The organism is Mesorhizobium sp. WSM4829 (genome assembly GCF_055811475.1).
Genome location: NZ_JBVVQJ010000025.1, coordinates 1 through 12,326, shown reverse-complemented (window position 1 = coordinate 12,326; position 12,326 = coordinate 1). Strand labels below are relative to the sequence as shown.

The following is a 12,326-nucleotide window of genomic DNA, read 5'->3' as shown; positions in this document are numbered from 1 at the left end:
CGGCGCCACTTTGGGGGGGCGTTGGGGTAGATTGCCTGATGGGCGCCGGCCAAGCGGAAATCAGGTCCGCCGCGAGCAAACATAGCAAGGAATGGCGCGGTATGGCAGTGGTGTGATCGCGGAAGATGGTTCGCGCTTTCCCGGTGCGGTGTCCCATTATCGGTCAACCCGTCTGGCACCTGAATTGCACAGTAACCAATGCCGGGGCAACGGCCCGGAAGTCGTTCCCGAATATCGGGCCTCGCCGCTTCGCAAATGGAGCGGCGGGCCTTTTTTTGGCTAGAGCATCGGCCCCGAACGTGGCTACCGGTTGCGGCAGCGTTTCGCAGCCCGCCGAGATTTGTCAGGCGGCGGGAGCCGGCGGCAGTTCGAACAGTTGGGCGCCATTCTCCTGGCCCCGCTCGACATAGCCGATTATCCGGAACCATTTTGCGACGTCCGGTCTCTGGAGCCAGCTGCGCGAGTGAATGGGGAGGTTGCCTGCAAGCGCCTGGATATGGCGAATGTGCCGCTTGCAGAAGCGAACGGTCGCGGCGCTGAAGAAATCTTCCTGCGCGGCGAACAGCGTATCGGCAGCGTCGCTATTCTCGTGCCAGGCGATGAGCGCTACGGTTTTTTCGCCCTGCACGAGCGCATGAGCACGGCCTTCCTTCAAGTTCATCATCAGATTGTCGTAGGCGATCTTGCTGTCCTTGCCGGCCGCGACGTACTCGTCCGATATCCGCTTGGACAGATCACGGAAAACACTTTCCAGATCTCCAACCGTTGCTGCGCGTGCTCTCATTTCGCCTCCTGGAGCCCCAGCGGGCAGTTTGCCCTAAGGATAGGGGATCACCAAGCAAATCAAATCCGTCATTCGCCCAATGCGAGCAAACAGTTTCGCCAGTGCCGGCCCTGTCGGGCGCGGGAAAAATGATTGGAGATCGCCGAGAACCGCTACGCAACCTGCCGCAACACGGCGACCTGAATTCCCCCAACCGATTTCAGCCAAGCGGGCGTCATGCGCAACTTGCTGACTGAAATTGCCTTGGAAAAATGGTGCCCAGAGGCGGAGTCCAAGCGATGGAAAACTCGCTCTGTTTCCAAATGGTTAGGGCTCCGCTATAGCAGGACTAGCCAACAAAAATACCAACAAAATATTTCTGTGGATTGGTTCGGTTCCCGGTTATCGTTCTATTCGCTTAATACCATCGCGTCCCAACCTTATCTCAAAAGCCCATGCTGTCGCTACTCGAGTTTGGTCCAGATAGGTCCTCTCGATCGCATTGCTGGTGCGTGAGCTAATCGCAGGTCCGCTGCCTCCGATTCCCGACCTCTGATCGCTCTACCATTGAAGATGGCGGAGAGAGCGTCTTTCGATTCCCTTCCCATCCCATTGGAAATAACTCCATCCTGCTCGCAGAACTACAGTCAGTCTGCGATGTGCCCGTTTCCTGAGCGAGCCGAGATCGGGCAGCAGGTGCTCGTGGAAATGCTTCACATTCCATCCAAGGTAGCGATAACGATAAAGTTCCAGCATCTCTTCAATCGCTTCGGCAGGCACCCGACGGGTCGAAATCTTGCCCAAACGCCGGTCGAGCAACCCAACTTCCCCAGCCTCTTGTAACGGTCGCGGGCGAGACTGCCGCCCCGACATGCCAAGCAACTCGCCTGCCTCCGTTATCGAAAGATCGCCGCCATTCCAGCGGCGCAAAACCACTACAAACTCCTGCATTCTCCGGTCATTTAGCCATGCTGCCCGCTTCATACCCACCTCCGTGCGCTGGCGAAAACCGGACGACTCACGTGCGACCTAATCTGGACAACTCATCTGCTTACGACACGCGCTGATGCGGCGCTTGCTTGACGCATGAGGCTATATTTTGCCTCAAATGGAATGGAGAGTGATATGCTAGCGCTCGGAAATGTCGCCGACGTGTTGGGGCTGCCCGTCAAAGAGGTGGCGGCGCGATCTCCCTGATCGAGGATGGACTTCCCATTGGCGCACTTGAGCGCGTTGCGCATCTTCTGGCGCCTGGCGATGCTCAGTTCAAAATACCGGCTGGTCCCAAAGGCGACCTATGAGCGGCGAAAGGCGGTCCATCGCCTCTCGTCGGACGAGGGCACACGATTGGCCCGCGTGGCGCGCGTCTGGGGCCTTGCTGTCGATGTCTGGCAGAACGAAGAGGAAGCGCGTGATTTCTTGCTTCGGCCGCACCCGATGATTGAGTACAAGCGACCGATCGACGTCATTATCCTGAGCGAGTTCGGTGCCGAAATGGTAGATATCCTCGGAGATCTGAAGTACGGTAGCGCTGCGTGACGGTGCAGACTCTCGATCGGACCTTATCGTCCTTTCGCATCGGCCATCCGGCCGGCACCTACCCGATCTTCGACGCGACCGGCTCGACAATCACGCCAGGGCGATGGAACACGCCCGGAAGTCCTGTCATCTACACCAGCGAGCACTATTCGACGGCCCTGTTGGAAAAGCTGGTGCATGGCAGCGGCCGCCTCGGCCTCGGCCGACGAGGCAAGCCCGGCGCGCAGGGAATGGCCGGAGGACTTTTGGCCTCGTTCGCCTTCCCGACAGGTCGCCGCGCACGCCGGTGGCAAGCGCGACTGCCTCGGAACCAATTGTCCTGGAGCTGACGCTGCAAACTGTGATGTGTCGGATCGATCTGCGACGCAGACGATTATCCGCGCCGCCCGCCCGAGCGTGCGCTCGGCATCGTTGTAGTAGTTCGACGCCTGCTGCACCGAGCGATGCTGTGACTGCTGCATGGCTTCGGGCAGCGGAATGCCGCGGCGGGCGGTTTCGGTGAGATAGCCGGAGCGCAGGCCGTGGGCGGAAAATGCCATCGGATCAAGCCCGGCCTCGGCGACGCGTCGCTTCAGGATCAGGTTGACCGCCTGCGGCGTCAGCGCGCGTTTTTTGAGATTTCCCCAGCGGTCGATGCCGCGGAAGACGGCGCCCTCAGATATTTCAGCGCGTTCGAGCCACGATTGTAGCACTGTAACCGGCCGGCCGACGAGCAGCACGAAGGCGTCGCTGTCGGCTTGTGTCGTCTTGGTCCGGCCGAGACGGATCGACAAGCTCGGGAGTTTTTCGCCGCCGGAATTCTTGGGGTCGGCGGTCACCGGCTCTTCTTCGACGATCTGCTCGAACCTGAGCGAAGCAATCTCGCTGCGGCGGCGGCCGCCGGAGGCGAAGGCGGTGATAAGAAGGGCACGGTCACGCAGGTCGACGAGACGGTCGCCGGCGCAGGTGTTGAGCAGGGTGGTCAAAATATCGGCGGTCACCGCCCTTTTGCTCTTGCGGCCCCGGGGGCGGGCGCTGGCGCGCACGGCGAGTTTTATGGCGCTGCGCAGGCCTGGCGCGCTGAATTTTCCCACAAAACCGCGCCAGCCGGTCAGCGTCGGCCAGTTGGACAGACGCCGGCGTACGGTGTTCGGCGCGTGCGGTCCATCGACGCGCAACAGTTTTGCCGAAAGGCCGCGGTCACGTCTTCCGACCGTGCGAAACGTCGGTTTCACGCTTTGCGATCCCACGGGTGGGCGATGAATTCTATCACCAGTACCTCCGGCGTCGGCCGGCAGGGATGAGCCCGCCGCAGCCAGAGACCATGCTTCGAGGTAACCGAGAACTGAGGCCAAGGCGCGCAGGGATTCTCGCCGATGCCTTCTTTGGCGAGATGGCGCAGTGTGGCGACATCGTCGTCGGCGAGGATTTCGGCTAGAAAATCGCGCCGGTCGAATGGCAGCACCGAATCCAGCGCATTGAGCGCCTCCGCACGGCGCAGTTTTTGGTCGGGTACGGGCTTTGGCAGGCCCGCATCCATGTCGGCGCTCAGAACAGCAAGCGCCGGTCGGCCCAGGCGAGCAGCACCGCGGCGTCTCGATCGGGCAAATGCACCGACGGCTTGCCTCGCGCTGTTCCTTGTCGATGCGCGCCAGGCGCGCCAAGAAACTCCGCATGTGAACGATGCCACCACCGGCGCGTCCGCGCAGCAAGTAGGCTGGTCCTGCGAGCTGCTGCGCCTCGGCAGCGGAATCGCGAGAACCCAGGTCGGCTGGAAGAGATGCTCGACGCCGTTGGAGCGGTAGTCGAGATCAACTACGGGGCCGGCTAGGATCTCGATCTCGCGGCCGAGCGAGATTGTACGAAGTCGGCGACGCCCGGCCCGGTCGGCGCAAAGGCGAAGGCGCCGCGCCATTCGGCGAATTTTCCCCGTCCCGATTGTCGTCGCCAGCGGGCTCTGCAGGGCGATTCTGGCTGATTTGGGCGGCGAGATCAATCACTATCGATAAGAGGTCATTATCGATAGTGAGAAAGACGCGAGACAAAATCCCCGGCAAGTCAATCTAACATCGAGATAGCTTGACTAACGCGAATCAGCCATCATGAAAACAATGGCTTACGACTTCGGCGATTTGTCCCTGAAGACCCTGATCGGCCCGGTCACGCGCACGACTGTCGGTTTTACTTCCCGACTTCAAGTGAAGCGCTAAGCTGAATTTTCGAACCGCGGTTTCTACGTTACGGTTTCAATTGGTTGAGGGGAGGGGCCCTTCGGAGCCCTGACGCGATGCCGCCGAAGCGGATTCAGCGCAGTCCGAATTCATGATGGCTGGTGGATCTGGGAGCCCGCGTACCGCGCCGCCGTTTCCATTGGCGCAGCCAGTCGTGCGGGCCAAGCGGTGGCTCATTCGTCGCCTGCGAGACCGTCGAACGCCTCGATCAGCGCATCGACGATCGCCTGGCCGAGCGCCTGTGCTGTCTCACCGATTTGGGCTTGGTTTCCATTGCGGGCCGCGGTGGCGAGTTCCGAACCCTGATCCGTCAGGATCGCATTGGACCTATCGATCGCCCATTGCGCGAAATCGTTCCGGCTGTCGATGATCCTCGTTTCCATGGATGCGCGCTCCCGCGTTTACGATTTGTTGGCCAATCAGGGCGCGCGATGGGTATTGCGTTCGCGCCACAACACTCCTCGATTCTTGCAGCATCAGGCCTCGCTGGCAAGCCGCTCCGCCTCGCGTAGATAGGGAGCCTGAGGCCGTGCCCTGTCGTCCTAGGACGAGCCTCCGATAAGCAGACTCCCGCTGCTACGCACTGAGTAGCGGCAGGGCAGGGGACTTATGGTCCCTACAGCCCGCTCGCCTTGGTGAGATTGGTCCGGAACCGATCGCGCTGGCGCTGATATTTGCGGGTCATCTCGGCCGAGGCGTGGCCGAGCTGCTTCTGGACGTAGCGTTCCTGGATGTCCGCGGAGGAGGCAAGCCCAGCGCGCAGCGAGTGCCCTGAGAACAGCAGCGCACGCTCCGCTTCCGGAAGATCGGAGCGGACGCCGGCGGCGAGCGCCGTCTGCTTGACCAGGCGGGCGACGTGCTTGTCGGAAAGCCGCTCGACGTCGACGGTTTTGTTGTCCCGAAAAATGCGGCGGAAGAGGGGGCCTCGCGCGATGCGGCCGAAGCGGATCCAGGTTTCCAGCGCGACAACCGGGCAAGAAAAATCGCTGGAGCCGCGGCCGACCTCGACCTCACGCCAACCGGTCTTGCCGCGCAGCGTCACCAGCACCCCTTTGTCGGGAAAAATCTCGATCCAGCCGGCGCCGTCGCTCTTGTCGTCGCGCACGACGTCGAGGCCGACGATTTCCGAGCGCCGCAACCCGCCGGCAAAGCCTAGGAGCAAAATAGCGCGGTCGCGCAGCCCGCGCAGATCGTGCCCGAGCGTCGCGATCATTGCCTTGATGTCATCGCCGAGGACGGCCTCCTTCTGCCGCGGCGGCTTTGCGTGTTTTCTGCGGATACCGGCGAGCACGGTGGCAATATGGCGCTCGGCACGGTCGAGAGAAAATCCGCGCTGGGTAAAATTCCAGGCCAGGCCGGAGAGGCGCCGCTCGATTGTTGCGACCGAAAGGGCGGGAATGCCGCGTTTCGGCTCGCCGGCGGCGGTGCCTGAGGCACAGGCGCTGATATAGAGGCCGATTGTTTGTACCTCTGGGGGCAAGGGCTCAAAACCGTTGCGGCGACACCAGGACGAATAATGCGAAAAGTCCTTGGTGTAGGCGTCTCGCGTGTTTTCGGAGCTGGCGGCCTTAGCGTAGTCTTTTGCCGTCTCGACGAGCGCTTCGATATGCGCCGGCGACCGCGATGGGCGTCCCATCTCCATGACTAGATCGACGATGTCGGGCAGATCTGCGAATTCGCCGGGCGGGCTGTTTTCGCGACGCCGGGCGGCTTGCGGGTCTTGATGGGAGTCCGCGCCATCTGGTTTCAGTAGCTTGTCCATGGCTCAATTGTGCGATTGAATCAGAAGAGTCGAGTCGGCGCCAGCTTGCAGCCAAACAGCGAGGCTGTCCATTGCATCGGCATCTCACGCCCCCGCAGGCTTAGGCCCATATCCGTACACGCCAGCGCGACAGCGACCTGCCCGAAGGGAACCTCGGTGATCAAGAAAGCGATCAAGAAATCAACGCAAGTCCCCGCTGATCCCTATCGCAAGGCCAGGTTTCGTGAGATGGCCCGGGACATCGTGGCCAAGGACCGCCATGACCGGAAATACGGCATGGCCGTCGACACGGCGGGCGCCATCGCCCGGGCGCTGGAAAAGGCCTATCGCCAAGGCTTTGAGGACAACCGGGTAGGCCGGCCGTCGCAAAGCCAAGAGCCGGCGGCGCAGGACGGTCCGCTCGATTGGGCGCTCATCCCGCCGCGTCCGCGAAACGCCTTCTGGAGCATCTGCCTGTTCACCTCGGGGCATGGGGAGTCGCCATCGGAAATGGTCTATCTCGCGGCGGCCACGACCGAGCGCGGAACGCCGGGATGGCGCCTTGTCGTGCCCGGGCTTTCGTACCATGACAAGTCGATCGGCGAAAAGACCATCATCCCGCTCATCCGTCTGGGTTTGATCGAGCCGGCGCTGGATGAGCCTCACTGGCTGGTCGTTTCAACGCGCGGCGCGCAAACGTGGTGGCTGTTCCACGCGCGCGGTGGCCGATATCCCGAGGATCTGACTGACGTGTAGAACCTCTAGCGGTACGGGACCGGCTGTCGGCCAACCGGTGTTCGGCGGCGGCACCGCAGCGTTTGCAATCCATAGCACCTGGTGCTATATAAGACCATGACGCAGCGGACGTTCAAGACGGCCTGGTTCGCAAAGGCGGCGCGCAAGGCGCGAATCAGCGACGTGGCCGCTTCTTGAACACGCCACCGCCAAGATCTTCGGCTTGTCCCAACGCCACCTGCGCAATCGCCTTGCACAGTGCCTGAACGACAACCGGCACCGATCGATCATCCTGGCTGGTTTCGACGAGTTCTGGGTCTATGAATATCTGTTCGCCAAGCAGGACAGGGCCAACATCGATGACCATGAACTGGCGCAGTTCCGCAAGTTGGCCAAGGCCTATGCTGGGCTGACCGATCGGCAGCTCGGCGAACTGCTGGCAGACGGAGATTTTTTGGAGATATGCACATGAGCAGGGCTAGAAAATACAAGTCCGACGCCTTCGCGGCGATCCACAGCTCGGTGAGCGCGCTCTACAAGGTCGGGGCGATCGACAAGGCGACGATGCGCAGCTTCGACGAGAGCTGCCTGACGGTGCCGCCGGCGATCGAGCCCGACGAGATCAAGGCGCTGCGCGAGAAGAACCATGTCAGCCAGCCGGTGTTTGCGCGCTATCTGAACACATCCGAATCGACGGTGCAGAAATGGGAGAGCGGGGCGAAGCGGCCGAGCGGCATGGCGCTGAAGCTGCTGTTTGTGGTCGACAAGCACGGGCTGGAGGTGCTGCGCTAGCGGCTCTTCGGTTATGTCCGATAATGCAACCTTACCGGACATTATCTGACCACGACAGGCGCGGCGGTTTGTTCGTATTGTCGTTGTTAAAAGCGCCGCGATGAGTCATGCTGTCGACGATGATTCTCCACGCCAAACCGCCTTCGCGACACGCAGTCCAGCCGCTCGGCGCCGCGCCGATCGCGCCCATGACGGCTGTGCCATCCTGGCTGCGCAGGGCAGTCGAGACGGCGCAAACCCGTGGGGATGCTGCGCTTGCCGCCGGCGCGGCGCTGACCGCGCTCGATGCTGTCGTGCGCCGGGACGAAAAATGGGCGGGCGCCTGGCGGCAACGTCTGGCACTCGGCGCGGCCGCGACAACGGCGCGGCAGGCGGGGCGCACCGAGGACGAGGCCGCGCTGCGCGATTCTTTTCTCCTTACCCGCCCCGGCGACGATTGTGGGCCGGGCGGTCTTTTGCTCCTCGCCTGGCGCCGGCTGGCAGCCCGGCCCGCAGAGGATCTTCTGACGGAGAAAAACCTCACCGTGGTCTTGGAAGAATTCGGTTTTTTCGCCCGCAACGGCGCGGCGGGCGGCGATCTCCTCGAGGATCTCCGCCAGCTGTCTACGGCAGCCGGCGTTGTCGAGATGCTGACCGGCGCATTTGCGAGTGCGGAACGCGATGGCTTCGGACGCAATTTGGGTTCTTGGCTCGCCGACGCCCTGCTCGCGCAAAGACTGGGATGGCCGCATGCGGTGCCGCTTCTGGGAGCGCAGCCGGGATCGGGCGGAAGCACGCGTGGCGTGCGGGTGAGAACAACCAGTCTGACGGAGAGGGATCGGGCGCCAGGCGGGGAGAGGGTGCAGGGCCTGCTCGTGGCCCAGGCGCGCGCAGCGCTGCGGGCGATCGACCTCTCGACCGAGCTCGGCCGCCGCGCCGAGCGGCTCATTTCCGTCGCGCCGAAACTGCGGGCGAAGGGTGCGGATCTCGTCGTCGAAAAGCTGCTGTCCGACGACGCGCTCGTGGCGTCGCGCGGGGACAAAAAGACCGGGATGAGCGATCGCGGCCTGCGCCGCCTGTTCGACCGACTGGTCGATCTCGGCGCCGTGCGCGAGCTGTCCGGCCGCACCACGTTCCGCATCTACGGGCTTTAGGAAATGGCTGAAGCGGCGCGCAAGAGGCGAGGGCAGGGCCGGTCAGATGACCATCGATCAGGCGACCGTCGTTCATATGACCATTTGTTCGATCGCGATCTCGACCACCTGCCGGCGGAGGTTCGCTGGCGGGAGTGGATGAACCGCGTCGAGGCCACGATTTTTGCCGCTAGTGAACCGGTCGGCCGCGAGACGCTGACGCGCATCGTCGGCAAGAGCTGCAGCATCGACCTTCTGATCGACGATATTCGAGAGGAGCTACGCGGCCGGCCCTATGACCTGGTCGCCGTCGCCGGCGGTTTTCGGCACCTGACCCGGCCGGCCTATGCCGATGCCATCCGCAGTGCATTTGGCACCGCCGGCGGCGACAACAGGCGTGCCGTAGACCTGACGCAGTCGGACGTGCTGGTTCTTATGTGCATCGCCTACTTCCAGCCGATCACGCGCGGAGAACTGTCGTCGTTTTTCGGCAAGGAGATCAGCCGCGATTTTATTGGTCATCTGCGCGGTGCCGGTCTGATCGCTTCCGGCCCGCGTAGCCCGACGCCGGGCGCGCCCTACACCTACGTGACGACAAAAGAATTCCTGCTGCAGTTCGGGCTCGACACTCTGCGCGATCTCCCCGACATCGAAGCGCTCGAGGATGCAGGCCTGCTGTCGAAGGAGAAGCTGCTGGCGGGCGACATCACGCCGGGGTTTTCCAGTGACTGGGAAGAAGATGCGGGCGTTGCCGGTGATGAATAGCATGCTGCTCACCAGGGATGGGTGGTTCGCGGGCAGCAATCCTATCCGCGTGGGACCGCAAGAACACGGTGACGCTTCGTTTTGATCGCATCGTCAGTGGCGCGCGAATAGGCCGCGAGCAGAGCAGCAAGGTCGGCGCCGGTCGAGGGTGACCGCACAGACCTCGGCGATCCTTGATGCGTGTCCATGAAATCCGAGAAGTGCGCAATCAACCGGTCATGGCCGCCTGCAGCCAGGACGAGCCGACGCCGCCGGGCAACAAAGAAGAGTGTTGGGGTCGAGCCAATCAATGTCGCCCTTGGCGCGAGAACAGGATGGTACGCTCTTGGGGTACCGCATTTCCGCTACGACACTAGGCGACCTGTCGGCTGATCTTCACCAGGTGCAGTGACGCCGGAGCCTGCGGCAGTTCGTGGATCGTCACGCTCGGACACACCTTCCGCGCGAGGTCGCAGCGGTGCTGATGGTGGGTGAAGCACACCACCTGTCCCACCTTCGCCATTCCCGCGAAGAGCCGGAAGGCTTCCTCTGCGCGGAAATCGTCAAAGGTCTCCATGATGTCCTCGGCCAGGAATGGCACCGGCCGATGCGAAGAAGCGAACTCATGATATCCGGCGACGCGAAGGGCCAGATTAAGCTGGAACCGCGTTCCCTTCGACAGCGCGGCCGCCACCTTTGATCCGCCGTCCGCGCTTATGGCGACGAGCATCTCGGTGTCCTTGTCAGGCTGGGTCACGAGCCCCCGGTAGTTGCCCCTGCTGATCGTATGAAACGCCTCAGACGCTTGAGCCATCATGGAACTCCGGTGGCGGTCCCGGTAGAGGCGAAGTGCCTGTTCGGCCGCCACGACACCAATCCGCAGCTTGAGATAGCGGAGAGCCTTCTCGTCGATCTGGAGCGACGCGGTCCGGCGACGCTCTTCGATCCGAGCAGCGGCATCGTCATCTCCTATCGCATTGACCGCGTCTGCCGCCTTGCTGTGTTCGGTGAACAGTTCCCGGCTCCGTTGATCCTGATCCTCGAAGCGGCCTTTGAGTTCTGCCGCTTCCGTTTCAAGGGTCACTCTTGTCAACCCGAGATACACCCAAGGTCAATGTGACTTGGGGTTGTCCGAGCTGTCGGATATGCGACGTCAATGTCGGTCGTCCGACGCAGCCGGTCCGATCGATCGCCTTGATCTAAAGGGATTTTCCTTTGGCGCGCATATTGCTTCGTGTCATCCGGATACGGATCAACGGACTGACGCCAGCCATGCAGAGAATGCCGATCGCCAACGCTTCGTGCCGGGCTCAATTCCGGCCGTTTCCGGTGCAGGAACAGCAAGGAAGTGTGATTGCAAGGCGCCATCGGGATTTGAATATTTGTGACATGGAAAATACCCTGCTGGCTCGGATGCCAACTCTTCAGTCTGGTTCACCCGGCCAGTTCCTGGATATCCGCGTAGGCGCACGGGTCATGTTGACTGCCGTCTCGGCCGCACCCGCGTGCTGACGCCTTCGAGCAACGCTCAACACTGCTGCACACCGGCGATGAAAAGCCAGATCCAACAATGCGTCTCCCGAAAACCGAAAGAGGTGAACAGATATGGTCGAGATCGGCGCTTCGGCGCTCGCGTCATTAATTCAAGAGGCATCGGGATCGGCAACCGCTCGGGTGCTGGCCAACGATTCGAATGGTGCACATCCACCGCTGGCGCTGGCGGATTTCGAGCGGGCACTTACGATCAACGATCGCTATAGCGGACTCAGTGCCAATGTCCCCGAAATGCCTTTTTGGCTGACTGGGGGTGAAGCCTTCGTCTACCGCCGGACTAGCCACGGCGAGCGCCAGTTCATGCGGGTCGATGCTGCCACGGGTTTGAAACGGGCCGCCTTCGACCAGGCCCGTCTGGCGGCGGCGCTAAATGAAGCGAGCCATAAGAGCTATCAGGCCGGCGATCTTCCCTTCGAGCGTTTCGAACTGACCGAGGATGGTCGCAGGCTCGACTTCATGATTGAGCAGGTCCGGTGGAGCTGCGACATTGAAAGCTATGCCTGCACCAGCACAAACTTGGATGTGGACGCCCCGAAGTTTCAGCTCAGCCACCACTACACGCCACCGGCTGAGAACAACCGCGACCAGAGGAGCGTCTCGCCCGACGGCAAATGGATCGTCTCTATAAAGAACTGCAATGTTTTGCTGCGCAGCAAGGACGGATTGCAGGATGTTGCGCTGAGCCGGGATGGATCAGAGGGCAATTACTACGTCTTTTCGACACTGAGCTGGTCGCCGGACTCGCGCCATCTCGCGGCCTACCGCGTTCGCCCCGGCTACAAGCGGGAGGTCCACTACCTCGATTCGTCGACGGACCAGTTGCAGCGCGAATATTCGACAATGGTCTATCCCAAGCCGGGCGATGTCCTTCCGCTGCCCCAGCCGGTCCTGTTCGACATTGCCGGCCGCCGCCAGATCGTGATCGACAGCGCCCTGTTCTCCAACCCCTTCGAACTTTCCCCTTTCCGGTGGTGGGCGGACGGTCGCGGGTTTACTTTCGAATATAACCAGCGCGGGCATCAGCTCTATCGGCTGGTCGAGGTAGACGCCGCCACGGGCCGCGCACGCTCGCTGATCGAAGAGACCAGCACGACCTTCGTTGATTACCGGCCGCTGGTGATGAACCAGCGCCGTAC

The 12,326-nt window shown here is 62.1% G+C and carries 11 protein-coding genes and 4 pseudogenes; 9 read left to right on the top strand and 6 right to left on the bottom strand.

Translation table 11 applies throughout. From position 1 onward, the window contains the following. Positions 1–343: 343 nt before the first annotated feature. Both AC0L17_RS22340 and AC0L17_RS22335 read right to left on the bottom strand, forming a co-directional pair. Complete coding sequence (locus AC0L17_RS22340; protein ID WP_091600250.1) at positions 344–784, bottom strand: hypothetical protein; 441 nt, start codon at positions 782–784, stop codon at positions 344–346. 540 nt (positions 785–1,324) lie between these two features. Continuing rightward, the gene (locus AC0L17_RS22335) at positions 1,325–1,747 is read right to left on the bottom strand and encodes a hypothetical protein (protein ID WP_473517429.1); all 423 of its coding nucleotides are present in this window, start codon (positions 1,745–1,747) and stop codon (positions 1,325–1,327) included. A 141-nt stretch (positions 1,748–1,888) separates the two neighbouring features. Here AC0L17_RS22335 and AC0L17_RS22330 point away from each other — a divergent pair. Together AC0L17_RS22330 and AC0L17_RS22325 are read left to right on the top strand one after the other, a co-directional pair. After that, a pseudogene (locus AC0L17_RS22330) lies at positions 1,889–2,302 on the top strand (antitoxin Xre-like helix-turn-helix domain-containing protein). Next, positions 2,299–2,496: pseudogene (locus AC0L17_RS22325) on the top strand (RES family NAD+ phosphorylase); the annotation flags it as partial. The pseudogenes AC0L17_RS22330 and AC0L17_RS22325, both read left to right, overlap by 4 nt. A 174-nt stretch (positions 2,497–2,670) precedes the next feature. On the opposite strand, the pseudogene AC0L17_RS22320 reads toward AC0L17_RS22325, so the two are convergent. From AC0L17_RS22320 to AC0L17_RS22310, 3 genes and pseudogenes are all read right to left on the bottom strand, one after another. Continuing rightward, a pseudogene (locus AC0L17_RS22320) lies at positions 2,671–3,821 on the bottom strand (site-specific integrase); the annotation flags it as partial. Between the two features lie 864 nt (positions 3,822–4,685). Next, on the bottom strand, positions 4,686–4,895 hold the full coding sequence (locus AC0L17_RS22315; RefSeq protein WP_473517428.1) for a hypothetical protein: 210 nt from the start codon (positions 4,893–4,895) through the stop codon (positions 4,686–4,688). Between the two features lie 233 nt (positions 4,896–5,128). Continuing rightward, on the bottom strand, positions 5,129–6,274 hold the full coding sequence (locus AC0L17_RS22310) for a tyrosine-type recombinase/integrase (RefSeq protein WP_473517427.1): 1,146 nt from the start codon (positions 6,272–6,274) through the stop codon (positions 5,129–5,131). A gap of 156 nt (positions 6,275–6,430) precedes the next feature. Between AC0L17_RS22310 and AC0L17_RS22305 the strand changes: the two genes are divergently transcribed. The 5 genes and pseudogenes from AC0L17_RS22305 to scpB all read left to right on the top strand — a co-directional run bounded on the left by AC0L17_RS22305 (position 6,431) and on the right by scpB (position 9,657). Then, complete coding sequence (locus tag AC0L17_RS22305) at positions 6,431–7,009, top strand: hypothetical protein (RefSeq protein ID WP_473517426.1); 579 nt, start codon at positions 6,431–6,433, stop codon at positions 7,007–7,009. Between the two features lie 96 nt (positions 7,010–7,105). Then, positions 7,106–7,460: pseudogene (locus tag AC0L17_RS22300) on the top strand (type II toxin-antitoxin system RelE/ParE family toxin). Continuing rightward, the gene (locus AC0L17_RS22295; RefSeq protein ID WP_065008690.1) at positions 7,457–7,780 is read left to right on the top strand and encodes a helix-turn-helix domain-containing protein; all 324 of its coding nucleotides are present in this window, start codon (positions 7,457–7,459) and stop codon (positions 7,778–7,780) included. Before AC0L17_RS22300 ends, AC0L17_RS22295 begins: the two are co-directional and overlap by 4 nt. 107 nt (positions 7,781–7,887) lie before the next feature. After that, positions 7,888–8,913: a DUF1403 family protein gene (locus AC0L17_RS22290; RefSeq protein WP_473517425.1), complete on the top strand. Its 1,026-nt coding sequence runs from the start codon at positions 7,888–7,890 to the stop codon at positions 8,911–8,913. Positions 8,914–8,916: 3 nt separating this feature from the next. After that, positions 8,917–9,657, top strand: a complete 741-nt coding sequence (gene scpB / locus AC0L17_RS22285) for an SMC-Scp complex subunit ScpB (RefSeq protein WP_473517424.1) — start codon at positions 8,917–8,919, stop codon at positions 9,655–9,657. A gap of 352 nt (positions 9,658–10,009) precedes the next feature. Here scpB and AC0L17_RS22280 read toward each other — a convergent pair whose 3' ends face one another. Further along, positions 10,010–10,720 (bottom strand): ATP-binding protein, encoded by a 711-nt coding sequence (locus tag AC0L17_RS22280; protein WP_473517423.1) that lies wholly within the window; start codon positions 10,718–10,720, stop codon positions 10,010–10,012. Positions 10,721–10,851: 131 nt separating this feature from the next. Here AC0L17_RS22280 and AC0L17_RS22275 point away from each other — a divergent pair, with 131 nt between their 5' ends. Both AC0L17_RS22275 and AC0L17_RS22270 read left to right on the top strand, forming a co-directional pair. Next, positions 10,852–11,148 carry a hypothetical protein gene (locus AC0L17_RS22275; protein WP_473517422.1) on the top strand — a complete coding sequence of 99 codons (297 nt, stop codon included), beginning with the start codon at positions 10,852–10,854 and terminating at the stop codon, positions 11,146–11,148. A gap of 93 nt (positions 11,149–11,241) precedes the next feature. Then, the coding region (locus tag AC0L17_RS22270) for a DPP IV N-terminal domain-containing protein (RefSeq protein WP_473517421.1) at positions 11,242–12,326 on the top strand (1,085 nt) is incomplete at its 3' end.